Source organism: Haloarchaeobius salinus (assembly GCF_024464185.1).
GTDB lineage: Archaea > Halobacteriota > Halobacteria > Halobacteriales > Natrialbaceae > Haloarchaeobius > Haloarchaeobius salinus.
In genome coordinates this window covers 293,996-317,924 of the sequence record NZ_JANHAU010000002.1, presented here as the reverse complement: position 1 = coordinate 317,924, position 23,929 = coordinate 293,996, and the positions used below count along the sequence as shown (strand labels likewise).

The following is a 23,929-nucleotide window of genomic DNA, read 5'->3' as shown; positions in this document are numbered from 1 at the left end:
CCTCAGAGCTCCCCCGCGACGATCTCGGCGACGCGCCCCCGGTCGAACAGCTCCTCGTCGACGCCGTAGAGCTGGCCGGCGGTTCGCTCGGTCAGCACCATGTTCGTGATGGGGCCCTGGTAGAGCCCGCCGGCGCGGTAGACGTCGCCGTTCTGGACGGCGGTGAGCGCGCTCGCGGTCGGGTGGTCCTCGAGGCTGGCGACGACCGTGCTCCGGAACTCGCTCTCGGACATCGCCTCGTACCCGCGGAGCATGAGCACCTCGGGGTCGACCTGGAACAGCGTCTCGATGTCGATGGCCGCGCGGCTCCCGTGGAAGTCCTGGATGTCGGTGCTCGCGAGCGCGTCCCGGACCCGCAGGTCGCGGAGGTGCTTGAAGCCCGTTCCCTCGCCGATGATGTACGGGTAGAACTGCTCGGGTTCCTCGCCGACGCCCCAGAGCACGGCGACCGCTGGCCGCTCGCCCTGCGTGGGAACGTGGGGGGCGAGGTTCGACTGGAACTCGTCGTGGACGGCCTCGAACGCCTCGTACCGGTCGGTCCGCTGGAACACCTGCGCGAGCTTCTCGAAGCCCTCGTACAGCGAGTAGTACCGGTAGTCAGCGTGCCACGGGTAGTGCTGGGCGTAGATGCAGTTGCCGAACAGGGGCGCGACGTTCTCCTCGATCTCCGCCACGTCCTCCTCGTTCCAGCCGCTGAAGCGGTTCATGAGGAAGTTCGGGTCCATCACGTGCACGTCGGCGTCGAGGCTGTAGAACAGCTCCTTGCTGACGCCGCTCTGGTAGAGCGACACCATGTCGCTCTTGTCGACCGAGACGCCGTCGATGCCGTCGTAGTACTGCGTGTGGTAGCGACCCGTCAGCCACAGGGCCTTCGGCGGTTCGAGGCCGAGCGCGACGCCCATGTCGGCCCAGCTGCCGTTGTTCGCGACCCACGTCTCGGGCACCGACTCGAACTCGACCGAACCGACCGGCTCGATGGAGACGCTGTAGGGGCCGGTCTCCCCGGACGACGCCTCGGTGGTTGAATCCGTCGTCGAGTCGTCCGTCGTCTCCGTGGGCGCGGTCGACGTCGGGTCGTCGGTTGGTGTGCCGTCGCCGGTTCCCACCCCGCCGAGACAGCCCGCCAGCAGGCTGACCGTCGTGAATCCAGCACTCGTCTGCAGGAACCGCCGCCGTGTCGAGTCGTGATGTGAGTCGTCGCTCATGGGTTTTAGGCTCGCCTAACAATTTAAATCGCTTTCGAATTTTAGGCAGGCCTAATTTCTGCAGGGGCAAGAAACGAACACAGACGGCACCACGAATTTGACGTGGGCGGTCGAACCACTCCGACATGACCGCCACCGTCTCCCGCTGGGCGCGCCGGTACGTCGGCGTCGCCGTCGCCGCCCTGTTCGCCTGGCAGGTCGGCCTGCTCGTCGGCGTCCCCCGTGGAACCGAGGTGGCACTGGGCCTGTACGGGTTCGTCCTCCACGTCGTCTTCGGGAAGGCGTACTCGCTGGTGCCGTCGTACTTCGACCGCGAGCTCGCCGAGCCTCGAGCCGCAATCGCCCAGCTCCCGCTCACCGCCGTCGGGACGGCCTGCCTCGCGCTCGCACCGCTCCGGAGCACGCCCGACACGCTCGAGGCCGCCGGTGCCGTGCTGTGGGCCGCCGGCGTCGTCGTCTTCGTCGGCACGCTCGCGTGGACGGTCCGGGACAACCTCACCGGGGCGGAGACGGGGACGGGCGGCCCGAACGCACACCGCGCCGGCGTCGACCGCGCCGCCAACGCGGTCGTCCCCGTCGCGCTCGCGTACCTGCTCGTCGGGAGCTACGCGACGCTCGGGGTCGCCGGGGTCGTCCCGCCCGTCTTCGACGGCTACCCCCCGCGAACGACCCACCTGCTCGGGACCGGAACGGCGACGCTGCTCGTCTTCGGCATCGGCGCGCGCCTCCTGCCCCGGTTCCTCGTCGCCGAACCGCCGAAGTCGCTGGTGTGGGTCGTCCTCCCCGCGGGCGCAGTCGGTCCCGTCCTCCTCGCGGCGACCCTGCCCGCTGGTCCCGGCTTCCACCTCGCCGCCGCCGTCGAGACCGTCGCCGTCGTCGGCTACGCCGCCATCGTCGGGACCCTGTTCGTCCGGTCCGACAACCGCCGGACCGCGCTCTACGGCGTGCTCCTCGGTGCCGGCGGTGGCGTCGCCGCGGTCGCACTCGGCGCGTGGTTCGCGTTCGCCGGCCTCGACGGCGCGCTGGTCCCGGCACACCGCCGGCTCACCCTGCTCGGGTTCCTCGGGCTGACCGTCGTCGGCGTCTCCCTCCAGTTCTACCCGCCGAACGTCGGCCGCTGGCCCGGCTGTGACGACCGCACCGCGCTCGCGTCGATGGCGCTGCTCGCGGTCGGCGTCGCCGTGCAGGCCGTCGGTGCCGCGGTCCTCACCACGTGGATCGAGTCGGTCGGTGTCGGCCTCGCACTCGTCGGCACCCTCGGCTACGCCTACCTGCTGGCGGGGGCGTTCGCGACCCGCTGACGGGCGACGAGGACGGTGAAAATGCCGTGGACGGGGCGAACATGTGCGGCCAGCCAACCTTGGACGTGGCGACCGGAGCTGTCGACATGGTCTCGACTGGCGACACCGCACCGACGTTCACCGCGACGTACGGCACGAGCGACCACGAACCGTTCGACCTCGCCGACCACCTCGGCGACGGCCCGGTCGTCCTCGCGTTCTTCCCGGGCGCGTTCACGCCACCCTGCACGAACGAGATGGTCGCACTGCAGGAACGCCACGACGAGTTCACCGCGGCCGGTGCGACGCTGCTCGGCGTCAGCGCGGACTCGCCGTTCTCGCTCGGCGCGTTCCGCGACGAGCACGGCATCGAGTTCGACCTCGTGAGCGACATGGCCGGCGAGGCCATCCGTGCGTACGGACTGGAGATGGACATCCCCGACCTCGGGCTGTACGGCATCGCGAACCGGGCGGTGTTCGTGCTCGACGGCGAGCGAACCGTCAGCTACGCCTGGGTCTCGGACGACCCGACGAACGAGCCTGACTACGAGGCGCTACTGGACGCGGTCGCGGCGGCCTGAGTCCGTCGCCTGGAGGGAGTGGCGTCGAATCAGAAGGGTTCGTACACGGAGACCTCGCCGTCGCCCCGCACGCAGACGTCGAACTCGTCGACCGAGAAGTCGACGCTGACACAGTGCCCGCAGCCGTTCTCGATGCCGTGGGCGACGAGTGCGTCGAGCGCGTCCGTGTCGATGTGGTCGTACAGTGGCCGGATCCTGGCCGGGTCCCGCCCCGCGGCCCGGCCGAGTGCGGTCGCGACTGTCGTGCTGACCGACTCTCCGATACTGAAGTCGTGTGCCACTCTCGCTACTGGTTCCGGGTAGGTTCCATCGTCGCTTGCAGCCATGCTCTTTTATAATACAGCATGATATTTATAGCCCCGGTTTATCAATACTCGGTGGTATCCGTCGGGGATGTGACCCACGCCCCCGTCCTGTCACGGCGGCCGTCGACGACCGGGGGCGACGGGGATTCCGAACCGATTCCCCACACCGACGGGGACCGCGGTAGTTTACAATAGACGTAAACCTCAAGGCTGGTGACGCCGTAGTCCGGCCCATGCCCACGACGACACCCTTCCCGCAGTCGCTCGTCGACGACGCGGCGCGCGACCACGGCGTCGACCCGGACCGCCTCGCCGACGCGCTCGCGACCATCCACGACGACCTCGCCGACGGCGGCGACGCCATCACACAGCACTACGACGACGAGTACGACCAGCCCTGGCACACCACCGACGACGGACTGGCCACGGTGCTGTACGTCGGCACGGACGTCTGGAACCAGCTGGCCGACCGACTCGACCTGTCCGGCGAGCTGTGCGACGCCGCGATGGCCGTCCACGCCGCGTTCGCCGCTGACGTGATGGACGAGTCCGTCCCCGGCAGCGAGGCGCTCGTCCTCCCGAGCGATGCGGTCGGGTCGCTCGTCCGCGCCGGGCTCTCCCCCCGACAGGCACAGGTGCAGGTACTCCGCGACGACGGCCGGTCACAGGCGGCCATCGCCGAGGAACTCGGCCTCGACCTCGGCACCGTCAAGACCCACTGCCACCGCATCGACACGAAGGTCAGGGAGGCGCGGGCGCTGCTCGAAGCCGTCGACTCTGGCGGGGGGTAACCCCTCCCCAGCAGCGACCGGCGCGATCAGCACCGACGGACGGTCGCAGTGATGTCGTTCGCTGGACGGAGCTGGCGACGTGCTCGCCAGCTACGACATCGGCGGGCTCGCGCTGCGTGGCTCCCCATCGACCGAGATGGACGCCGAGGTACGCGTGGGGGACCGCGTCGCTGGAATACACATCGGCGAGAACTCGCAGGGGTACTGGGTCAGCCTCTGAGTACGGACCGGGCACCCCCCGTTGCGTCGTCGGTCGCAACGACAGCGAGCCGCTCACAACCGCGGTCGGCCTGGAGCTGAACCTGCTCCCATGCGTCGCTGACGTCGTCTCCCGACGACGGTCCGGACGACCGTCAGGAGGAGACGCTCCCGTGCGAGACGACGTGTTCGCCACCCCGCCGACCTCTCGTGGGAGCCGGTGGCTGCGCGTCGTGCTGCTGAAACCCCTCACCGACGCGTCGACGCTCGGCCAGGTGTTCGACGGTATCGAGGTATCCCGATACAGCGAGTGGATGGGCGCTCGAAGCTCCAGTTCCGGTTCGGCGCGGCCGAAGGACCAGCTCAGGATGTGAGAGCGCCCACCGGCGCTCCGTCGAGGGCGGCGTGCAAACACGTCAGGCGGTCCTGCCCGGTCAGCTCCCGGCCATCATTGCAGGCGTCGACGACGTGGAACACGAGCACACCGTCGTTCTCGAACGAGAGTTGATACCGTGGGGACTCCACGAGCGACTGGTGGAGCCCCTCCGAGGGTCGTACCTGTTCGCCACGGACGGTGTAGCTCTCGTTGGGCACGTAGACGTAGTCCGCGGTCACGTTCGTCCGCTCGAGCGTCCGCGTGAGGCAGGTGGCCGTCGCGCACTCCGAGACGGCCCGATAGCGCTCCATCTGCTCCCCGTACTCCTCCGAGGACTTCCACTCGACCCCCCACGGCCCGACGAGGAGCGTCCGGTTGGAAAAGAGCGGGAACCACTCGGCGCTGTCCCCGAGCACGACGAACTCCTCGTCGGCACCGGTGTGAACGTCGATCCAGTCCATCGCCTCCTGGTCCTGCTCGTCCATGAACGCCGGCTGGGGCGGTCGGTCGGTGGCGACCGGGTCGGTCAGACCCATCGCGTAGACGACGCCCGACGTGAGCGCGAGCGTAGCGACCACCGCGACCGTCGCCACCGGGACGACGCGTCCGAGCGAGTCCACGTCCAGAGCGAGGTCCGCTCCCCACAGTCTCGAGTGGCCCCACTCACCACGACGGGCGGCGACGGCCGCCACGACGCGTGGGACCACCCACCCGTAGACGAAGACGGCGGCCATCATCGAGCCGGCGACCAGCAGGAACCGCCGCTTGCCGATGAGGTAGCCGGTCGTGACGAACCACGCGGGCAGGAAGAACCGACGGTTCCACACGAAGTACCAGCCGGCGGCGAACATCAACAGGAAGTGGTACAGCGTCATGTCGAGGCTGGCGGTGAACAGGACCCCGAACAGGACGCGTTCGAGTCCACCGCCCAGGCCGCTGTGGGTGCCCGATGCAGCCAGGAACACGTCGGGGCCGTACCGGGAGACGACCATGACCCACCACGGTGCGGCGATGAGGGCCCCCGCGGTGGCGACGAGCGCTCCGACGACGAGCCCTCTCGGCGTCCGGTCGAACGCGAGGAACAACAGCACGTGACTGAGCCCGAAGAACACGGTGTACACCGGGTGCGAGAGCACCGTCAGGCCGAACAGCACAGCCGAGGGAACCGCCCAGCGACGGTCGTCGCGGTACGTCCGGATACCCGTGTACACCCCACAGATCGCGAACAGGAACGACGGCGCACGAACGAGGCCGCCGGCGGAGAGGTGCCACTGCAGAACCGCCGGCGCACACGCGAAGAGGAACGTCGCGAACCCGGCCACGCGACGCGAGTCGAGCAGTTCGCGAGCGATGAAGTAGTACGGGACGACGGCCAGGATGACGAAGAGTCCGGGGGCGAACCGGCTCACCACTATCGCGTTCGCACCGGCCGACCGGAGCCCGGCGAGGGCGTAGAACAGCAGCGGCGGGTAGGCGAACGGGACGCCATCCTCGGTGTACTGCGGGATGGTCTCCGGGAGCGCGAAGCCCGCCCCGGTGATCTCGTCGGCGATCTGCATGTACAGTCCGGCCCCGTAGGCTGGATAGGGGTGGGTCAGGACGTACGCGAGATAGGCGACGGTCGCGGCGACCACGGCAGCAACCAGCCACGACTGCGCGGTGTCGAGCGGCACCCGTCCGCCCGGTTCCGTGGCTGCCGGTTCCTCCTCGTCCCCGTCCGCGGGTGTGTCCAACCCAGTCATTCGTCTACTCCGGTCATGTGTCTTCCTGATCGGTTCCGTCCACGTCCTCGTGGCCACTCTCCGCCGACCCCTCGTTCGTACCGCCAGTCGTCGGCTCGTCGGTGTCCGTCCCGTCACCGCCGCCGTCCTCGGCGGCCCCGACCGACATCGCCTCGGCACCCGTCGAGCGAAGCCGGACCGGCGACCGCACCGTGACCGTGTAGGGGGCCCAGTACAGCTCCGTGACGACCCACGCCGCCCCGACGAGCACGAACCCGAGGAGCGCCAGCGCCTCCGCGGCCCCCATCCAGTACGGGAGGACGTAGAACACGGCACTCAGGTACGGCCCCGCGAACGTCGACCGGATCGTCAGCCACACCGAGGTCAGCAGCCCGGGCGACCCACCCTCGGCCGTCTCCCCGGGCGTCCGCGATTCGAGGTCGGCCGACGCGGCGCTCGGGCCACCCGTACTCTCGTCGCCCGTGCCCAGTCGTTCGACCTCGTACGGGAACGCCACGTCGGCGCTCCAGACGATCTCGCCGTCGCGGTCGACCTCGAACACGCGGTTCCCGTTCGAGTCCGCGACGAGCGTGTGCCCGTTCGGGAGCCGGTCGGCGTCACGACCCCACTGGAGTCGCTGGTCCGCCCAGCTCCACGTCCGGTTCCACTCGCCGTCATCCCGCTGGTACTCCACCAGGCGGCTGTTCTCCGAGTCCGCGACGACGACCGCCGGCCCGCCCGCCGACTCGGGGATGTAGTCCGGGTTGTGCTGTTCGTACAGCGTCCCGTGGTCGCCGTCGCTCCCGAGCGTCCACTCCCCGTCCATGCCCGTCTCGGGGTCGACGAACACCACCTGGTCGTGGTTCCGCAGACTCGCCATGAACCGCCCGTCGGGCAGCACCTCGACGTCGTTGACGTGGGTCCAGTCCTCCGGGTACGGACCGCCGCTGCTCGCCGGGTCGAACTCGGTCTGTGCGTCCCACGCCCACTCGACGTGCCCGGTCGTCGTGTTCGCGACGAACAGCCGGTCCTCGGCGATGTCCGCGACGGCGTAGCGCTCGCCGTCCACCCGGTCGCCGTCGTGCCAGCGCGTCGAGTGCTTGCCCGGCGTCACCCGGCTGTACACGTCGGTCGACTCGCCCGTCGTCAGGTTCACCCGCTCGATGCCGTTCCGGGTACACGCTGACTCCCCACCGCACTCCGACGGCGAGAGGTGGTCGGCGTAGAGGAACTCCACGGTCGCCTCGGTCCCCGGAACCGGGTCCACGTCCCAGTAGCGCGTGTGGTCGTCCTCGTAGTACAGGACGCTCCCGTCCGTGTCGAAGGCGATCAGCTCCGCGTTCGCGCGCGGCCCCTGTTGGGCATCACCGAGCCACGTGTTCGAGTCGGTAGCGACGACCGTCACGTTCTCCCGGGGCTCGACGACCGGTTCGGCGTCGTCGGTCCGCGTCACCGCCTCGCCGCCGCGGACCTGCGGCTCGATATCGCCGTTCGAGACGGCCTGCGCCACGTCCACGCGCTCGTCTCCCAGTACCCCGGTGTACCCGACGACGAGCGTGGCACTGCAGACGAGAAGCACGATCGCGAGTATGATCCGGGCAGTCCGTCTGGATAGCACTAGTCCGTGTGGTCAGTATCAGAGCGTAATCAAGCTACGGTTTCCAGTAGCCTTCGCTGGCTGCGAGAGGACGTCGCCGCCCACCCACACCGACGACACCGCCGCCAACGTGGACAGCAGTTCCCCACCGGGTGGTCAGCAGTTCCCCGCCAGCGTGGCCACCAGTACCTACTCGTTGCAGCCGTCCGTTGCCGTCGTATGGACCGGTCCGCACTCCCCGACGCGGCCTTCGTCGACCCGGGCGGCGGGAACGCCGACGCGGTACGGCACCTCTCCGAGTCGGTGCTCGACTCCCTGCTCGACCAGCTGACGACGGCCGACGAGCGCTCACCGATGCCGGCCGACCCGGCGGTCCCGGCTGCCGAAGTCCCCGACTCGTCCCGACCGACCGACGCCATCCTCGACGATCTGGACGACGTGATCGCCGGCTCGATGAACCCCGCACATCCGGGGTACATCGGCCACATGGACACCGTCCCGACGACCGTCTCGGCGCTCGGCGATCTCGTCGCGGCCGCCATCAACAACAACATGCTCAGCGTCGAGATGTCGCCGGTGCTCTCCACCCTGGAGGTCGACCTGACCGACGCCATCGCCGCCGAGTTCGGCCTCGGACCCGACGCCGGTGGCGTGCTCACGAGCGGCGGCAGCCTCGCCAACCTCCACGCGCTCGCCGTGGCCCGCAACCACGCGTTCGACGTACACGAGGGGGGCCTCACCGCGACCACCCACCTGCCCGTGATTCTCGCATCCGAAGTCGCACACACCTCGCTCCAGAAGGCCGCGATGATCCTCGGGCTGGGCACCGACGCCGTCGTCCCCGTCGAGACGGACGCCAACTCCCGCATGGAACCCGACGCGCTCGACGCCGCCGTCGAGGCCGCCGAAGCGGACGGCCGCGACCCGTTCTGCGTCGTCGCCACTGCGGGCACGACGACAACCGGGAACATCGACCCGCTCCCCGAGATTCGGGACGTGGCAGCAGCGCGGGGGCTCTGGTTCCACGTCGACGCCGCCTACGGTGGCGCGCTCGTCTTCTCCGAGCGGGAGCGTGACCGCCTCGCCGGCATCGAGGCCGCCAACTCCGTCACGTTCAACCCGCAGAAGTGGTGCTACGTCGCAAAGACCTGCGCGATGGTCCTGTTCGCCGAGATGGACCATCTCCACGACGAGTTCCGCGTCGGCGCACCCTACATGCGGGGCGAGGATGCGATTCCGAACCTCGGGGAGCTGAGCGTGCAGGGGACCCGCCACGCCGACGTGCTCAAGCTCTGGCTCACGTTCCAGCACCTCGGTCGGGCCGGGCTGACACAGCTCGTCGACGAGAGCTACCGGCTCACAGACCTCCTTTTCGAGCGAGTCCGGACACATCCCGCGCTCGAAGCCGCCACCGAGCCCGACATGAACCTGTGCTGCTTCCGTGCGGCCCCCGACTGGTGTCCAGCCGAGGAACTGGACGACCTCAACGGCCGGGTGCAGGAGAGCCTGCTTCGGGAGCACGACGTGTTCGTCTCCCTGCCGACCTACCGGGGGAGTCGGTGGCTCCGCGTCGCCCTGTTGAACCCCTACACCGACGCGACGACGGTCGACCGGCTGGTCGGCGGTATCGAGGCGTTCCTCGACGGCGAGCGAGACTGAGCTATCACCCCACGACCGGCACGACCACCGTCACCGCCGAGACACCGTCGCGCGTCGTCACCGTCAGGTCCACCGCGACGGCGAGCACGGTCGTCTCGCCGGCGCGCTCCTGCACGACGACGCCGTCGACGGCCTCGCAGTCCCCGAACTGCCGGTCGGGACCGGACGGGCAGTGTTCGGCCGCCCACGCGCTCGCCGCCGAGTCGTTCAACGCCACCTCGTAGGCGACGCCCTCCGCGACCCGGGACGCCTCGAGCGACCGGAATCGGGGTGCGAGCATCTCGCGGACGGTCGCCGCACTTTCCCCTCGGTCAGCCCACGACTGCCCCGTCGCGTCGCTCCCCGCCTCGTGGACGGCCCGCTCGAGCACGCGGACACCGTCGCGGACCGAGCTCGCGGCGTCCTCGCTCGCGTCGATGTCAGGGTGGGCACCGAGCTGGAGGTACGCGAACGTCAGCGGTAGCAACGCGACCGCGAGGACGCCGGCGGCCGCGAGGACGAGCTGCGCGCGTCGTGGGACCCGCATCATACGTACCACACCCGTATCGTCACCTCTCCCCGACCCGTCGGCACCGTCGCGACGCCGACCGAGACGCCCGCCGGGACGCGATAGCCGACCGCGCCATGCGGGGTCTCGACGCGGTACAGGAGGTTGTCCGGCAGGATGCGCTCGACGCGCCGCTCCAGCGCCTCGTGCTCGCGCTCGAACGAGGTCTCGGACCGGGCGACCTCGGAGAGCCGCGTCGCCCCGCCGTGTCGCGGGGGTTCCCCCGAGAGCACCGTCGCCGCGTCGCCCGCGTAGGTGTCGAGCTGTGCCTCAGTCGTGTCGCCGTCGGCGACCGGCAGGGCGAACGTCGCGACGACGGCGAGCACGAGCAACACGCCGATGGCGGCCTCGACGGCGGGCAGCGACAGCTGTGCACGCTCAGTCATCGACGGTCACCACGAGCAGTGCCTTGATCGTCCGCGTCGGGTGGTAGGTGAGCCGCACGCTACCGGTCGGGAGCGTCCCGTTCGCGTCGAACGCGAGTGTCGTCGTCTCGAAGCGCGAGACGGAGACCGTGACGTTCCCCGTCAGGCCGGCCGGGTCGTGCGCGACGACGCGGCCGTTCGCGCGGACCGTCGTGAGTCGCGTGCCGGTCGGCGGGTCGACGTCCAGTGTGACACGGTCGGTCCGTCGTGGGAGAGTCACCGCGTCGCGGTCGAGGTTCGGCGTTGTCGTCACCGTCTCCTCGCGTTCGACGAGGACGATACGACGGACGGTCGACCCGTCGGTCACGTCCCCGGTCCAGGCGACAGTCTCGCCGTCGAGTCGGACCCGCACGTCCCGCCCCTCGACCACCGGGAACGAGTCCGCGAGCGCGTCGCCGTCGAGGTCGTCGACCGCGGTCGCGTTCAGCACGTTCGTACGGGTGGTCAACGGCCCGGTGCCGTCGACGAGTCGGTCCGACAGCGAGTTCGCGAGCCTGTGCTCGCCCGGTTCGCGGTCGGCACCGGCGAACGCACCGTCGGCGACGACGAGTGCGACGCCGAGCACGGCCGTGAGCGCGAGCAGCGCCACGCCGAGGGCGACGAGGTTCGCCTGCCCCCGGTTCGTCCGGACGGTTTCGAACTCGGTCACGACGCCTCACCCCGTGCCAGTCGGACGACCAGCCCCGCGTCGGTCCGCTCGACGACGACGAACGCCTCGGCGGTGCTCGACCACGAGCCCTCGACCCGGACGACCGCGGCGGGCACCGCGAGCGTCGTCTCGGTGCCCACGTTGGGGTCCGGGTGGTCGAGGACGAGCGTACGGTCGTCGGTGCGGACGTGGTACGGCTCGCCCCGGACGGTCCGGGGGAGCTCGACCCGCCGCCGGACGTCGACCGCCGTCATCGAGCCCGGCGGCACCGCGTCCTCGATCTCCTGTGTCGCCCCGGCGAGCGTGCGGTCCGCCAGCTCGTCGCCCGCCGTCGACCTGAAGTCGGGGACGACACCGCCGTACAGCGTCGTCGACAGGAGCCCGATGTAGAGGACGACGACGCCGATCTCGAGCGTCTTCCCGACGACCGGCGAGACGGCACGTCCGTCGCGGGGACGGCCCGAGCGCCCGCTACGCATCGCCCACCTCCAGATTCAGCGCGTGGACGACCAGGTATGCGGTCCGCTCGTCCGGGAACGTCGCGACGACGCTGTCGACACCGTCCCCGTCGAGGTCGCGGTCGGTGACGGTCGCGCCGAGGTCACGGAAGTACGAACGCCACGCCGCCGGCGTCTCGGTCTCGATGGCCAGCCGGTACTCGTCGGAACCGAGGGGACGACGCTCGTGCGTGACGTTCGTGCGGAGCCGGACGGGTTCGCCGGCGAAGTCGACGCTCGTCCGGTCCGCGCCGAGGGTCGCGACGCCGAAGACGAGCACGTCGCCGTCCGGGGTGGCGACGACAGGCGGCTCGGTGGCGAGTCGGGCACCGCGCCCCTCACCGCGCACGACGCCACCGGCGAGGAACGTCACGCGCTGGCCGTCCGTCTCGTAGACGAGCGCGTCAGCTTCGAGACGGGCGACGGTACCGGAGTCGTTCAGCACGCGCACGTCGCGGGCGACGGTCCTGAGCTGGCCGTCGGTCGCCCGGACCGACCCGACGTGCTCGCCGGTCACCTCGACCGGCCTGAGCGCGTCGTCGACGTCGTCACCGACCCGTGCGGCGTCGGCTGCACCCGTGCCTGCGTCGACCGCGAGCCCGATGCTCGCCGTGAGGACGCCGAGGGCGACGACGGTGATACCGAGCAGCAGCGCGACGCCGACGACGTTCGACTGTCCACGTTCGACCGATGGTCGGTGCCAGCCCGTCATACCATCCCCGCCCCCCTGAACACGACGTGTGCGACGAGAACGAGCAGGCCGGACTGGAGCAGGGCGTCGTACCGGTCGCGGTTTGCGACGCCCGCGAACCAGCCGCTGGCCAGCATCGTACACTGCGTGACGACGTAGAAGCGGTAGTGCTCCCGGGAGACGTCGACCGCGTCCGAATCGAGGACGAAGCCGGTGCCCGGTGTCGAGACCGCCGAGAGCTGGGTGAAGCTGTCGAGCACGTAGCCGTTGACGGCGACCATGATGCCGACGACGAGCAGTGCGACGGTCCAGCCGACCGCGACGTAGACGAGCATCGCGTTCCGGAGCGACTTCTTCTCGTGGTAGAGCCGGCCGACCTCGGTCTGGAGCGTGTCGAACACCGTCTCCACGTCGCTGCCGGCGTCGAGCGCACCGGTCACCAGCCCCATCGTCTGCTCGGCCAGCGGCGTGCCCACGCGGTCGACGAACCGCTCCAACGCCGCCGCACGGAGGTCGCCCTCGCGGGTTGTCAGCGTCGCGTTGAACGCGAGGTCGGCGACGTCCTCGTCGAGCGGGCCGAGGTCCACGTCGCGGGCGACCAGGTCGACGGCCTCGGCGAACGGCCGGCCGAGCGCGACGTGGCCCGAGACGGCGTGGACGAAGTCCTTGATCTCGCGGTCCTTCGCGTCGTCGATGCGCGCACGCCGGGTGGCGACCAGCCCGACCGGGACGGCGTATGCGACGTAGCCGAGCAGGGCGGCGGCGAGGGGGCGCTCGCCCGCCGTGAAGACGATGAGTGCGAACAGCGCGGCCGGGAGCGCCCAGACGACGGCGGCGCTCGACGGGTTCGTCGTCGCGGTCCCGAGCAGATCGAGGAGGCCGGCGGGCCGGCGGTACGACGGCCGCCCCGTCGGCGGCCGCAGGCTCGCGACGAGCGCGGCGGCGCAGGCCCCGACAGCCAGCACGAAGAACCCGGAACCGTAGACGAGGACGGCCCGGGGCGTCACCTGACCGAGCGGCGTGCTCGCCGGCTGGTTCAGTCCGGGCGTCAGGACGCTCATCACGGTGAGGACGATGACGAGCAGCGCCGGCAGCACCAGCAGGACGATGAACAGCTCGGCGAGCAGTTCGAGGAACCCCTCGGCGCGGTTCCGGTCGCGGGACTGCCGATGGCCGAGCATCCGCGCCTCCATCCGGAGGTAGCTGGTCAGTTCGGCAGACCCCTGGTCGGCGTGCTCGCGGAACTTCAGGAGGAAGGGGGCGAGCGCGTCCCGCGACGGTGTGTCGCGGGCGACGATGCGGAGGCCGTCGTCGAGACTGCCCGTCAGTTCGGCCTTGTTCAGGACCGTCCGACAGGCGACGGCCGTCTCGCCGTAGGCCTCCCGGTTTGCCGCGACCTTCCGGAGCATCTCGCGCTGGTCGTCGCTGCCGGTCGAGAGCGCCCGGAGGTACCGGACCGCCCCGGGCAGTGTCGCCTCGATGGCGGACCGCCGTGCCGCGACGAGCCACTGCAGGTAGCGCCCGCCGACCAGTCGGGTGCCGAGCTTGGTCGCGGCCGCGACGAGGAGCCCCACGCCGACCGCGACCGCCGCCTGGGAGACCACCGGGACGGACCCCGGCGATAGCAGAGGGAGCCCGATCTGGACGAAGTCGGCGACGCCCCGGAGCGTCGCCGACCGTAGCGCCAGGGCGAGCGAGGCCCCGACGAGGAAACCGACGGCCGCCGCGAGCCACGACAGCGCGTAGAGCCGCGAGAGGTAGAGGTCGAACGGCACGTGCAGGTCGGTGCCCCGGTAGCGATCCCGGTCGCCGTCGTGGCGGGTCCGGTCGGCGTGGCGCGAGAACAGCGCGTAACAGACCTGGTCGAGGAGGGCGTCCCGGTTCGCGCCGAGCGTGGGGCGGTCGTCGTCGGAGAGGCTCACGCTCCCCTCCCCGCGCCGATGCGCTCGACCGTCGCCGCCTCGTCCGTGCGGAGGTCCGAGAGGAACGAGAACAGCTCGTCGAAGTCGTCGACGCCCTCGCGGACCAGGTACTCCACGTAGCGATGCTTGCGGTGGAACTCCCGCTCGACATCCTCGGTGGGACGGTCCGTGCGGTCGGCGAGCCGCTCGAACAGGTCGACACCGCAGCGCCGGTTCTCCACGTCGTGGACCACCGGATGTGCGTAGTCGAACGCGAACTCGCCCTCGACGGTCCGCTCGAAGATGGCGTTCCAGTAGACCGTGGTGTCGTGCTTCTCGACGACGCCACAGCGGCCGCTGCACGTGCGGTACGTCTCCTCGTCGACGAACTCGACCGCGCTCCCGACGTAGCGCTCCCCGTCGACGCGCTTCGGGAAGACGACGAGGTCGAGCTCGCGGAGCAGGTACGGCGGAAGTCCCTGCTCGACGACCCGGTTGACGAGCTTCTCGACGTTCTCGGCGTGGGTCGTTCCCAGTAACCCGTGTCCTGTATTGAGGCTCTCCGCGAAGGTCGAGAACGACGCGGGCGTGTTGATCTCCGCGATTACCTCCACGTCGGGGTTCAGGTAGTTCGCCTCGGTCATCAGGTCGGCCATCGTCACCGCCTTGAACTCGTCCTCGTGGTCGCGCGTCGTCAGCGAGATACCGGTCTCGTGGGGGAGCCTGACCTCCCGGCTCCCCTCGTCGATGGAGATGGGTCGGTCGTCGAACGGGACGAACGGCATGTGCGCGTTCATCAGCGTCGTCTTCCCGACCCCGGTCGGGCCCGAGAACAGCACGACGCCGTGGTGCTCGTACAGCAGCCAGAGCACCGTGACGAGGTCGGCGGTGAGGCTCCCGCCCTCCACGAGGTCGACCGGCGTCAGCGCGTCGGGTGCCTGCTTCCGGATGGAGATGTGCGGGCCGTCCTCGGAGATGACCGGCAGCGCGACCGCACAACGGATGGTCACGCCGTCGTCGACCTCGCCAGGGCGGAGGTTCACCTTCGCTGAGGGGTTGGAGGCGTTGAGCTCCGCGCCGTCGGCGGCCGCGAGCTGGGTGACGACGTTGACGAACGCCGACTCGTCTTCGAAGGTGAGGTTCGTCGGGATGCGCCCATCGTGGCCCACGTCGGTGCGCGGCACGACCTTCACGCGCTCGCCGACCCGGTTCGCCTCGATGTCCTCGAGGTTCGGGTCGCGGATGGGGACGGTGAGCTGTCCCTCGCCGACGTAGTCCCGGAGGACGTAGTAGACGAGGTCGGCCAGCCGGCCGTCCTCGTAGCGGCCATCGACCGGCGGTACCCCGAGCCCGGTATCGGCGAGTACGCTCCGGACGCGGTGGCGGGTCGCGTCGAGCCACGCGCTCGCGTTGCGTGCCGTGAGTCGCCGGGCGAGCAGCTGCTCGGCCCGCTCGCGGACGAACGCGGTGCTGTCGTCGACGACGTGCTCGACGTTCGTCTCCCAGATGCGCTCCTTGGCCTCGGCGAGCAGCTCCTCGTCGCCCGGGAGGAGACCCGGCTCGCGCACCGCGTACTTCGTCGCGAACGCGTCGTGGCCGAGCAGTCGCTCGCGGTAGAGCACGACGGGAATCGAGAACCCCCGGAACGGGACCCGGTACGTGGTCAGCCGCTCGCTCGCGACACGGTCGAGGAAGCGTACGTCCGCCGGGAACTCGGTCTCGGCGGGCGCGAAGTTCGTCGTGTGGACCGACAGCCGGTCCTCGCCGGGGTCGGCGACCTCGACGTGTTCGTCCAGCGCGAGCGGCGTCACCGCGCCCAGACAGCCCACGTCCCGGAGCGCGTAGTACCGAAGCCGCCGGCGTGTCTCCGGGCTCCCCTCGAGGATCTGGTCGAGAGCCGTACGGTACTTCGGCCGCAGCCCGGTCTCCATCCGCGAGACGGTTCCCTCGCGGGTGCGTGGCCGGCGAAGGTTCGCCGCCGCGAAGTGCTCGCGGATCTCCGCAAGCGTCGTCTCCTCGTCGGCGGTGAGCGACGGCTCCCGCACGTCGTACGTGAAGCCCTCCTCGGTCTCGGCGACGGTCGCAACCACGTCGCCGTGGACGGTGTAGTGGTCCCGCACGTCGGGTGCGTACCAGGCGTCGGGGTCGCCCGGCGGGATGGGCGGGGGGACGCGCCCGTCGTCGTCGGTCGACGCTCGACCCTCGTGGTCGGGGTGTTCGAGCGTCGGGTCGTCAGTCATAGATTAAATTGCATCACATCTGTATTTAAATTCTAAGGATTGGTGTGGCGGGGACTCGTCGGGGTGAGCAAGTCGGTGTTCGAGCGCTCCAGGCCTCGTTGGCACCGCTCCCTGTCGGGGAACACGTCTCGACAGAGTCGCCACCGAGGAAGAACGGGACCTCAGGCGAGGAAGCCCACGTACACCGCGAGGGCGTAGAACAGCAGGGCGACGCCGACGAGGAGCCACTGGTTGGTTCCGAGGTCCGCGGTGAGTTCGTCCCGGGTCATGTCGGAGACGATGAACTCCCCGCCGTCGTCGCCGATGGTGTCGGTGCCGTCGTCGTTCTGTCGGGCGTACCCGAGGACGTAGCCGGTGTCGCCGGGCTGGAGTGCTCGGCTCTGGTAGTCGAGTCCGTCGACGCCGTGGACCCTGGCCTCGTTGATGGGGGTGTTGTGGACCTGTGTGGTGCCGGCGTCGTGGCTCCGGCGTTCGTTCTCCTGCACGCGCTCGATGAACGTCCGGGCCTGCTCGCCGGGGGCTCGCAGCTGGTCGACGAACGTCTCGCCGTGGGTCGTCGAGAGGTGGAGGTCTGCTCCGGTTGGGTCGACGTCGACCGCGCCGTCGTCGTCGACCAGACGGAAGGGGACGGTCTGGCGGCCGCTGTCGTTCACCTCGGCGACCTCGTCGTCGACGCCTCGTTCCTCGACGTCCCAGCGGACCGCGAGCGCGTCGGTGCCCGTGACCGGATGGGTGAGCGTCCCGGCGGGGCCGGCCTCGACCGTGCCGGCGACCGCGACGGTGCCGTCGGTCAGCGACGCGGTCGAGCGCGTCTCGGTCTCGCCGACCGCCTGCGAGGCCTGTCTCGCCTGGACGAACAGGTAGGTGGGGATCACTGCGATGCCGAGGAAGACCAGCCCCGTGGTGACCGAAGCCATGCGAGGGGAATCACGTCTCGAACGTTAAGCACTCGGGCCGCACGGTCGAGCCGACGGCGGTCCGTGGACGACGGGGGGAGCCGACGGTGGGCTGGCGTGCTCAGGCCTCTGCACGCCGGTCGAGCGGGTCCTGGAGCTCGCCCATCACAGCTTCGAGCGCGTCGGGGAGTCCCCGGCCGTCGGGTCGCCTCGGTGTCGCACGCACCGTCAGTCCCGGGGGTGGAACCGTTCGACGGCCGTTCGGACCGCGTCGCTGTCGCCCAGAAACGTCACCCGGTCGCCGAGTTCGATGACCTCGTCCGCGTCGGGCACGTGCGAGTCCGCCCCGGTGCCGATCTCCGCGATGAGACAGCCCCGGGGGATGCGGTCGTGCAGTTCGCGGACGGTCAGGCCGGCGACCGACGCCGCGGTCACCTCGATCTCCTGGACATCGTGTCGATCGGCCGTGTCGGTCATCCACTGGGAGAGCGCCGGCCGTTCGATCTCGTTGTCGATGGCGTAGGCGGTCGCCAGCGGGTCGTCGATCGCGGAGACCGACAGCGACTCGAAGGCGCCGACGTTCTCCGTCCGGTTGACGCGTGCGTACACGTCCTCGACCCCGAACTTGGTCTTCGCGAGTTGGCTGACGAGCAGGTTGACGTCGTCGTCACCGGTGCCGGCGACGACGATCTTGGCCTCCTCGATACCCGCATCGGCCAGCGTGTCTGTCTCTGTGCCGTCGCCTCGGTAGACGGTGAAGCCGTCCTCGCGGGCCGACTCCACCCGGTCCGGGTCGTCCTCGACGATGACGACGAACTCTCCACGTCGCTCCAGTCGTGTGGCGAGGGCACGGCCGACCCGTCCCCCGCCGATGATGATGATGCGCATCGGTGTCACTCCAAGCAGGCTCCCGATCTGTCGTGCCAGCCCCGCCTCGACCGTGTCGGTCACGAGGATGACGATGAAGACGGTGCCCAGCAGGGTCTGTGCTGCGGCCTCGTTCCCCGCCGTCGCGAGTTCGATGGCGAACAGCGTCGCCACGCTCGCGGGGATGATGCCCCGGGGACCCATCGCCGCGAGGAACAGGCGCTCCGACCGGTCGAACTGCTCGACCCCGACGGTGGCGATCCCGGCCACCAGCGGGCGGATGACGAGCATGACGACCGCGACGATGACGAGCCCTGGCACCCCGAGGGCGACGACCGCGCGGACGTCGATCAGGGAGGCCAGCGAGATGAACACGAACCCGAGGACGAGCAGCGTCAGGTCCCGGGCGAACGCCTCGATCTCGCCCCGGTGGGGCAACGCCAGGTTCCCGAGCGCGATGCCGGCGGTCGCCGCGGCGGCGATGCCCGCCTCGGTCGCGACGGTCTCCGCCAGGACGAACGACCCCACGGCGGCGCTCAACGTCAGGAACCGTGCGGCCTGCGGGCCGGCGTTCTTCTCCGTCTCGTACCGCAGGAGGCCGTAGATCACCACCGCCGCCAGCAGCCCCGAGGCCACGCCCACGCCGAAGCGCTCGACGAACGCGAACGCAGTGACTGACACTCCGACGTCGTCGAGCAGCAGCGTCTCGAAGACGACGACGGCGCCGATGGCGGCGGTCACGTCGTTGACGATGCCCTCGGTCTCCAGCGCGGCGGAGACGTGCTCCCTGACGGTGATGACCTCGAGTATCGGCGTGATCACCGTCGGCCCCGTCGCGACCAGCAGCGCCCCCACGAGGAGCGCGAGCTCCCACGTCGTCCCCTCGACGAGTCGAACAACCAGCGCCGTCCCGAGGAACATCACGAGCGCGCCGACGGTCACCAGCCGGAGGGAGGTCGTCGACGCCTCCCGGATGCGTTCGAACCGTAGTGCGAACGCGCCGTCGAACACGATAATCGCGACGGCGAGGCCGACGATGGTCTCGAGGCCGTCGCCGAACGTCTCCAGCGTGACGACGCCGAGCAGTTCCGGTCCGAGGACCAGCCCGACCACGAGGTAGAACAGGACGCTCGGGACCCTGAACCGCTGTGCGAGCAGGTGCGCCCCGATCCCGGACAAGAGCACGACCGCGACGACGGGGAGGAGATCAGCAGTCACGGTGGATCGGTCGTCGTCGGATTTGACTCGGACCGACAAAAAGGAGGTGGGAACGCCACCGTACCGCCGTTGGGTCGGCGGCCGACGGGTCACGAATCGAGGGGCGGGCGGTCGTCGGTCGGCAGGCCCCAGTCCATCGCGGGGTGGAGTCCAGAACACGGTCAGCGCGTTCAACGGGAACGCCAGCAGCGCCACACTGACCGCCGTGGACCCGTTCGGAACCGGCGACCCGGTTCGTCGCTTCGCCCCCTCGTCAGCAGTCGTCGTACGCCTGCACGGTCAGCCGGAGTCGACCATCGGTAGCGACCGTGACGACGGGGATGACACACTGCTGGCCGTCGCTCGCGTGGTCGGTGAGGCGTTCCCGGGCGGTCTGGTCGTCCACGCCGACGTCGAGGACGTAGTCGTCGGGGCCGTCGACCGGCGATTCGATGGCGACGCCCGACCGCGGCCCGAGCGTCCGCGACTCCCGTGCGACCGTCTCACCGTCGGCGTGGAGCTCGACGGCGAGGTGGTGGCGACTGTCGTCGTCGTTGTGGACGGTCAGCGAGTCGATGGCGACGCCGTCGACGTCGTCGCCGGCGCGGTCGAGACAGCCGGCAGTGCCGGGGGCCGCGAGGGCGGTCATCGCGAGGAGCGTGCGACGGGAGGGCATTGCTGGGTTGGACGCAGGGACAGCGTGAAAGTGCTGTGGTGCGCGTCGTCGGCGACCGCCCCGACCCGTCGTTCCAGCTGTACGACAACACCGACATCCTGGACAGCCACTTCGACCCTGAGTTGGACGTGCGGGAGGTTCGAATCCGCCTCGAACCCGACGTGAGAGCGGAGACGGAATGACCGCGACGCGGGGGGAGCCGACCACGCGCTTCTCGTGCCACACGCGGTCTATTGCGGTGTCTGAACCGGATCGCCTGGGATGCCTGAACCAGTGGGCTACGGGAGCGGAATCTCGACCAGCGACAGCTCGTTCGCGGGGACGGCCTCGTCGAGCACCGACTGGACTTCGTCCCAGCTGTCGGGCCGGTAGCCCGCGATGCCGAAGCTCTCGGCGAACCGTTCGAGGTCGGGGTTCGTCAGCTCGGTGCCGAAGTGCTCCCCGGTGTGGGCGACCTGCTTCTCGGAGATGAGGCCGTAGTCGTCGTCGTTGAACACGACGATGGTGAACCCGAGGTCGAGCCGGGTCGCCGTCTCTATCTCGGCGGCGTTCATCAGGAAGCCGCCGTCACCCGTGGCGACGACGACGTTCGAGTCGACCGCGAGGTCGGCCGCGACACCGCCCGGGACGGCGATGCCCATGCTCGCCAGTCCGTTCGAGACGATGCAGGTGTTCGGCTCGTACGTCGGGAACGACTGCGCGATGGCCATCTTGTGGCTCCCGACGTCGGAGATGAGCACGTCCTCGTCGGCCATCGCCGCACGCAGGTACGGGAGCGTCTGCTCGACCGAGAACGGTTCGTCGGCCGCGGGTTCCCGCTGCACGTCCGCGACGATGCGCTCGCGGAGGTCACGACACCACGACGGGACGGTCGACGGCTCGAGCCGGTGGCGCAGTTCGTGGAGGACGGTCGAGATGTCGGCGACGATCTCGACGTCCGGGTTGTAGTGCCGGTACACCTCGGCCGGTTCGTGGTCGACGTGGACGATCCGCTTGTCGAGGTCGGGGTTCCACGACTGCGGGTCGTGTTCGGCGATGTCGTAGCCGACCGCGAGCACGCAGTCGGCCCGCTCGACGGCCGTCGAGGCCTCCCCGTCCGGCCCCGAGTCGAGCGTCATCAGCGAGGCGTCGAGTCGGTCGGACACCGCACCCTTCCCCATGTACGTCGCGACGACGGGGAGCCCCGCGTGGTCGACCAGCTCGTACAGGCGGGTGGCCGTCGCGGTCCGGACGGTGCCGTTGCCGGCCAGCACGAGCGGGTCGGTGGCGTCGGCGAGGAGCTCGACGGCCCGTTCGAGCGACGCCTCGTCGGGGTCGGCCCGGCGGACGCGGGGGCGCTCGGGGAGCGGCGCGGCGTCGATGGACTCGCCCGCGACGTCCTCCGGGAACTCGAGGTGGGTCGCACCGGGCTTCTCGTACTCCGCGAGCTTGAACGCCTTGCGGACCGACTCCGGGACGATCTCCGCGTCGGTTATCTGCGTGTTCCACTTCACGACCGGCTCGAACATGTGGACGATGTCGAGTGCCTGGTGGCTCTCCTGGTGGAGGCGCTCGAGCCCGCCCTGGCCCGTGATGGCGACCAGCGGCGACTTGTCCAGGTGGGCGTCGGCGACGCCGGTGATGAGGTTCGTGGCACCCGGTCCCAGCGTCGAGAGACAGACCCCGGCCTCGCCCGTCAGCCGGCCGTGTACGTCGGCCATGAACGCCGCGCCCTGCTCGTGGCGCACCGGGATGAACGCCACGTCCGACTCCTCCAGCGAGAACAGCAGGTCCTCCAGCTCCTCGCCGGGGAGCCCGAAGACGTACTCGACACCCTCGGCTTCGAGGCACTCGACGAGCAGGTCCGAGGCCTTCATCGTCCGACCCTCGCGTCGGTGTCGTCGTGCGCGAGGGTGCGCGTGGACGTCGTTGGCGGTTCCGCGTGCGGTTCGACCCGGCCGCCGGTCGCAGGGAAGACGACCTGCATACTGTCTCCTTCTTCGAGCAGCGTGAAACGAGTTTCTGCGTGCGAGCGACGACCACGTGTTCGAGCAGGCTGCCGGCTGGGCTCGATGGGCGTGGAACGGGGCGTCTGGGTCGAGGCAGCGTGCCTGAACTTAACTCTGTCGGGGATGAGAGGGAGCGACACCCGTCCGTAGTAGCTTGATTAGCGGTGGTGCCGTCCATCCGGACAACACATGAGCTCTGAATCGACCGCGGTCAGGCAGGTCCGTCCCGGTGGAACCAGCAGCGAGTCCTTCTTCGTCGAGCCACCGGCGGCGTTCGACGAGGTCCAGGACGTGCTCGGTCGCAAGTGGCACCTGCGCATCGTCTACCAGCTGCTCGAACACGGGCCGCTGGGGTTCAACGCGCTGAAGGAGCGGGTCGTGGGGATCTCCTCGAAGATGCTCTCGGAGAGCCTGACCCGCCTGGAGGACGGGGGGCTGGTCGACCGCGAGCTCGTCAGCGACCAGCCGCTCCGGGTGGAGTACTCGCTCACCGACCGGGGGGCCGCACTCGAACCCGTGGTCTGGGGGGTGCTGCGCTGGAGCGTCGAGCACGGCACCACCTCGGAGGGCGCGTAGATGCCCGAGTACGACGTGCTCGTCGTCGGTGGCGGCCCCGCCGGGATGACCGCCGCGCTGTACAGCACGCGACTCGGCCACAGCACGGCACTGGTGAACCGCGGCGGCGGGCGCGCGGCGATGATGCAGGAGGTCCACAACCTCATCGGCGTCCCCGAGGAGACCAGCGGCGGGGAGTTCCTCGGCATCGGGCAGGAGCAACTCGCGGAGTACGGCTGCGACATCCACCGGGACATGGTCACCTCCTGTGCCGAGGGTGAGGACGCCCAGTTCCACCTCTCGGGCAACAGCGGCGAGTACGCGGCCGAGATGGTGGTCCTCGCGACCGGGTTCAACGACGTCCGACCCGAGCCACCGCTGCCCCGTACCGGGCGAGGCCTGCACTACTGTCTGCACTGCGACGCGCACATGTTCGTCGACGAGTCGGTGTACGTGATGGGCCACTCCGAGAGCGCGGCCCACGTCGCCGGCATCATGCTGAACTTCACCGACGGCGTCGACCTGCTGACCCGCGGCACGGAGCCGGAGTGGAGCGACGAGACGGGGAGCATCATCGAGACCCACCCCATCGACGTGGTCCACGCGGACGTCACCGGCGTCCAGAACGGCGAGGACGGCTGGCTGAAGGCGCTGGAGTTCGCGGACGGCTCGGTCCGGGAGTACAGGGGTGGCTTCGCGATGTACGGCGCGGAGTACAACAACGGGCTCGCCCGCGAGCTGGGCTGTGACATCAACGACGACGGCACCATCGAGGTCGGCGACCACGGCGAGACTTCAGTCGACGGGGTGTACGCCGTGGGCGACTGCACGCCCGGCCACAACCAGATCCCCGTCGCGCTCGGCCAGGGGGCGAAGGCCGGCATCGACGTCCACTTCCGGCTCAGGGACTTCCCGCGCAGCCCCGAGGAGCTGGACGAGATGGGCCCGGTCCGCGACGAGGAGGTGCCCGGCATCCCCGACGAGCTGCTGGAGCAGGCCGTCGACTTCCACACGTACGACTGACTGCCGGGACGGGTCGGTCGCTAGATCGACCGGCTCGGGGTCTTCGATCCGTCGGACGGACCGG

Annotated in this window: 24 protein-coding genes; 9 read left to right on the top strand and 15 right to left on the bottom strand. The window is 69.9% G+C overall.

What is annotated here, in order from left to right; translation table 11 throughout:
* Positions 1–2: 2 nt before the first annotated feature.
* On the bottom strand, positions 3–1,205 hold the full coding sequence (locus NO345_RS08165; protein ID WP_256298185.1) for an ABC transporter substrate-binding protein: 1,203 nt from the start codon (positions 1,203–1,205) through the stop codon (positions 3–5).
* A gap of 125 nt (positions 1,206–1,330) precedes the next feature.
* On the opposite strand from NO345_RS08165, the gene NO345_RS08160 reads away from it, so the two are divergent.
* Complete coding sequence (locus tag NO345_RS08160) at positions 1,331–2,506, top strand: hypothetical protein (RefSeq protein ID WP_256298183.1); 1,176 nt, start codon at positions 1,331–1,333, stop codon at positions 2,504–2,506.
* An 86-nt stretch (positions 2,507–2,592) separates the two neighbouring features.
* A complete protein-coding gene (locus NO345_RS08155) occupies positions 2,593–3,066 on the top strand; it encodes a redoxin domain-containing protein (RefSeq protein ID WP_256298181.1) in 474 nt (157 codons plus the stop codon).
* A gap of 29 nt (positions 3,067–3,095) precedes the next feature.
* Here NO345_RS08155 and NO345_RS08150 read toward each other — a convergent pair whose 3' ends face one another.
* A complete protein-coding gene (locus NO345_RS08150; protein ID WP_256298180.1) occupies positions 3,096–3,392 on the bottom strand; it encodes a HalOD1 output domain-containing protein in 297 nt (98 codons plus the stop codon).
* A 212-nt stretch (positions 3,393–3,604) separates the two neighbouring features.
* Between NO345_RS08150 and NO345_RS08145 the strand changes: the two genes are divergently transcribed.
* From NO345_RS08145 to NO345_RS08135, 3 genes are all read left to right on the top strand, one after another.
* Positions 3,605–4,162: a DUF8048 family protein gene (locus NO345_RS08145; protein ID WP_256298179.1), complete on the top strand. Its 558-nt coding sequence runs from the start codon at positions 3,605–3,607 to the stop codon at positions 4,160–4,162.
* Between the two features lie 79 nt (positions 4,163–4,241).
* Positions 4,242–4,382, top strand: a complete 141-nt coding sequence (locus NO345_RS08140; RefSeq protein ID WP_256298177.1) for a hypothetical protein — start codon at positions 4,242–4,244, stop codon at positions 4,380–4,382.
* Positions 4,383–4,533: 151 nt separating this feature from the next.
* The gene (locus NO345_RS08135; protein ID WP_256298175.1) at positions 4,534–4,734 is read left to right on the top strand and encodes a hypothetical protein; all 201 of its coding nucleotides are present in this window, start codon (positions 4,534–4,536) and stop codon (positions 4,732–4,734) included.
* On the opposite strand, the gene NO345_RS08130 is transcribed toward NO345_RS08135, so the two are convergent.
* Positions 4,724–6,478 (bottom strand): ArnT family glycosyltransferase, encoded by a 1,755-nt coding sequence (locus NO345_RS08130; RefSeq protein WP_256298173.1) that lies wholly within the window; start codon positions 6,476–6,478, stop codon positions 4,724–4,726. The genes NO345_RS08135 and NO345_RS08130 overlap by 11 nt on opposite strands.
* Before the next feature lie 13 nt (positions 6,479–6,491).
* Positions 6,492–8,036: an arylsulfotransferase family protein gene (locus NO345_RS08125; protein WP_256298171.1), complete on the bottom strand. Its 1,545-nt coding sequence runs from the start codon at positions 8,034–8,036 to the stop codon at positions 6,492–6,494.
* Between the two features lie 237 nt (positions 8,037–8,273).
* Here NO345_RS08125 and NO345_RS08120 point away from each other — a divergent pair, with 237 nt between their 5' ends.
* Positions 8,274–9,713 carry a pyridoxal phosphate-dependent decarboxylase family protein gene (locus NO345_RS08120; protein WP_256298169.1) on the top strand — a complete coding sequence of 480 codons (1,440 nt, stop codon included), beginning with the start codon at positions 8,274–8,276 and terminating at the stop codon, positions 9,711–9,713.
* A 4-nt stretch (positions 9,714–9,717) separates the two neighbouring features.
* On the opposite strand, the gene NO345_RS08115 is transcribed toward NO345_RS08120, so the two are convergent.
* The 10 genes from NO345_RS08115 to NO345_RS08070 all read right to left on the bottom strand — a co-directional run bounded on the left by NO345_RS08115 (position 9,718) and on the right by NO345_RS08070 (position 20,299).
* Positions 9,718–10,242, bottom strand: a complete 525-nt coding sequence (locus NO345_RS08115) for a DUF7261 family protein (protein WP_256298167.1) — start codon at positions 10,240–10,242, stop codon at positions 9,718–9,720.
* Positions 10,239–10,646, bottom strand: coding sequence for a DUF7262 family protein (locus tag NO345_RS08110; protein WP_256298165.1), 408 nt, complete (start codon positions 10,644–10,646; stop codon positions 10,239–10,241). The genes NO345_RS08115 and NO345_RS08110 overlap by 4 nt, the downstream gene beginning before the upstream one ends.
* Positions 10,639–11,334 carry a DUF7263 family protein gene (locus NO345_RS08105; protein WP_256298163.1) on the bottom strand — a complete coding sequence of 232 codons (696 nt, stop codon included), beginning with the start codon at positions 11,332–11,334 and terminating at the stop codon, positions 10,639–10,641. Before NO345_RS08105 ends, NO345_RS08110 begins: the two co-directional genes overlap by 8 nt.
* Complete coding sequence (locus NO345_RS08100) at positions 11,331–11,813, bottom strand: DUF7266 family protein (RefSeq protein WP_256298161.1); 483 nt, start codon at positions 11,811–11,813, stop codon at positions 11,331–11,333. The genes NO345_RS08105 and NO345_RS08100 overlap by 4 nt, the downstream gene beginning before the upstream one ends.
* Positions 11,806–12,543 carry a DUF7289 family protein gene (locus tag NO345_RS08095; RefSeq protein WP_256298159.1) on the bottom strand — a complete coding sequence of 246 codons (738 nt, stop codon included), beginning with the start codon at positions 12,541–12,543 and terminating at the stop codon, positions 11,806–11,808. Before NO345_RS08095 ends, NO345_RS08100 begins: the two co-directional genes overlap by 8 nt.
* Entirely contained in the window at positions 12,540–14,444 is a 1,905-nt protein-coding gene (locus tag NO345_RS08090) for a type II secretion system F family protein (RefSeq protein WP_256298157.1), read from the bottom strand. The genes NO345_RS08095 and NO345_RS08090 overlap by 4 nt, the downstream gene beginning before the upstream one ends.
* The gene (locus tag NO345_RS08085) at positions 14,441–16,663 is read right to left on the bottom strand and encodes a type II/IV secretion system ATPase subunit (RefSeq protein WP_256298155.1); all 2,223 of its coding nucleotides are present in this window, start codon (positions 16,661–16,663) and stop codon (positions 14,441–14,443) included. Before NO345_RS08085 ends, NO345_RS08090 begins: the two co-directional genes overlap by 4 nt.
* Before the next feature lie 161 nt (positions 16,664–16,824).
* Complete coding sequence (locus tag NO345_RS08080; RefSeq protein WP_256298152.1) at positions 16,825–17,580, bottom strand: GIDE domain-containing protein; 756 nt, start codon at positions 17,578–17,580, stop codon at positions 16,825–16,827.
* A 207-nt stretch (positions 17,581–17,787) separates the two neighbouring features.
* On the bottom strand, positions 17,788–19,644 hold the full coding sequence (locus NO345_RS08075) for a cation:proton antiporter domain-containing protein (RefSeq protein WP_256298150.1): 1,857 nt from the start codon (positions 19,642–19,644) through the stop codon (positions 17,788–17,790).
* A 253-nt stretch (positions 19,645–19,897) separates the two neighbouring features.
* Entirely contained in the window at positions 19,898–20,299 is a 402-nt protein-coding gene (locus NO345_RS08070; protein WP_256298148.1) for an Ig-like domain-containing protein, read from the bottom strand.
* 38 nt (positions 20,300–20,337) lie between these two features.
* Between NO345_RS08070 and NO345_RS08065 the strand changes: the two genes are divergently transcribed.
* The gene (locus NO345_RS08065; protein ID WP_256298146.1) at positions 20,338–20,481 is read left to right on the top strand and encodes a hypothetical protein; all 144 of its coding nucleotides are present in this window, start codon (positions 20,338–20,340) and stop codon (positions 20,479–20,481) included.
* A gap of 96 nt (positions 20,482–20,577) precedes the next feature.
* Here NO345_RS08065 and NO345_RS08060 read toward each other — a convergent pair whose 3' ends face one another.
* Complete coding sequence (locus NO345_RS08060; protein ID WP_256298144.1) at positions 20,578–22,155, bottom strand: acetolactate synthase large subunit; 1,578 nt, start codon at positions 22,153–22,155, stop codon at positions 20,578–20,580.
* A gap of 321 nt (positions 22,156–22,476) precedes the next feature.
* Here NO345_RS08060 and NO345_RS08055 point away from each other — a divergent pair, with 321 nt between their 5' ends.
* Together NO345_RS08055 and NO345_RS08050 are read left to right on the top strand one after the other, a co-directional pair.
* A complete protein-coding gene (locus NO345_RS08055; protein ID WP_256298142.1) occupies positions 22,477–22,863 on the top strand; it encodes a winged helix-turn-helix transcriptional regulator in 387 nt (128 codons plus the stop codon).
* Positions 22,864–23,865, top strand: coding sequence for an NAD(P)/FAD-dependent oxidoreductase (locus NO345_RS08050; protein WP_256298141.1), 1,002 nt, complete (start codon positions 22,864–22,866; stop codon positions 23,863–23,865).
* Positions 23,866–23,929: the final 64 nt, after the last annotated feature.

Bases quoted from the DNA above. Each gene is read 5' to 3' on its own strand.
- NO345_RS08165 (WP_256298185.1), bottom strand. From the start codon at position 1,205: ATGAGCGACGACTCACATCACGACTCGACACGGCGGCGGTTCCTGCAG.
- NO345_RS08160 (WP_256298183.1), top strand. From the start codon at position 1,331: ATGACCGCCACCGTCTCCCGCTGGGCGCGCCGGTACGTCGGCGTCGCC.
- NO345_RS08155 (WP_256298181.1), top strand. From the start codon at position 2,593: ATGGTCTCGACTGGCGACACCGCACCGACGTTCACCGCGACGTACGGC.
- NO345_RS08150 (WP_256298180.1), bottom strand. From the start codon at position 3,392: ATGGCTGCAAGCGACGATGGAACCTACCCGGAACCAGTAGCGAGAGTG.
- NO345_RS08145 (WP_256298179.1), top strand. From the start codon at position 3,605: ATGCCCACGACGACACCCTTCCCGCAGTCGCTCGTCGACGACGCGGCG.
- NO345_RS08130 (WP_256298173.1), bottom strand. From the start codon at position 6,478: ATGACTGGGTTGGACACACCCGCGGACGGGGACGAGGAGGAACCGGCA.
- NO345_RS08120 (WP_256298169.1), top strand. From the start codon at position 8,274: ATGGACCGGTCCGCACTCCCCGACGCGGCCTTCGTCGACCCGGGCGGC.
- NO345_RS08115 (WP_256298167.1), bottom strand. From the start codon at position 10,242: ATGATGCGGGTCCCACGACGCGCGCAGCTCGTCCTCGCGGCCGCCGGC.
- NO345_RS08110 (WP_256298165.1), bottom strand. From the start codon at position 10,646: ATGACTGAGCGTGCACAGCTGTCGCTGCCCGCCGTCGAGGCCGCCATC.
- NO345_RS08100 (WP_256298161.1), bottom strand. From the start codon at position 11,813: ATGCGTAGCGGGCGCTCGGGCCGTCCCCGCGACGGACGTGCCGTCTCG.
- NO345_RS08095 (WP_256298159.1), bottom strand. From the start codon at position 12,543: ATGACGGGCTGGCACCGACCATCGGTCGAACGTGGACAGTCGAACGTC.
- NO345_RS08085 (WP_256298155.1), bottom strand. From the start codon at position 16,663: ATGACTGACGACCCGACGCTCGAACACCCCGACCACGAGGGTCGAGCG.
- NO345_RS08080 (WP_256298152.1), bottom strand. From the start codon at position 17,580: ATGGCTTCGGTCACCACGGGGCTGGTCTTCCTCGGCATCGCAGTGATC.
- NO345_RS08070 (WP_256298148.1), bottom strand. From the start codon at position 20,299: ATGCCCTCCCGTCGCACGCTCCTCGCGATGACCGCCCTCGCGGCCCCC.
- NO345_RS08060 (WP_256298144.1), bottom strand. From the start codon at position 22,155: ATGAAGGCCTCGGACCTGCTCGTCGAGTGCCTCGAAGCCGAGGGTGTC.
- NO345_RS08055 (WP_256298142.1), top strand. From the start codon at position 22,477: ATGAGCTCTGAATCGACCGCGGTCAGGCAGGTCCGTCCCGGTGGAACC.
- NO345_RS08050 (WP_256298141.1), top strand. From the start codon at position 22,864: ATGCCCGAGTACGACGTGCTCGTCGTCGGTGGCGGCCCCGCCGGGATG.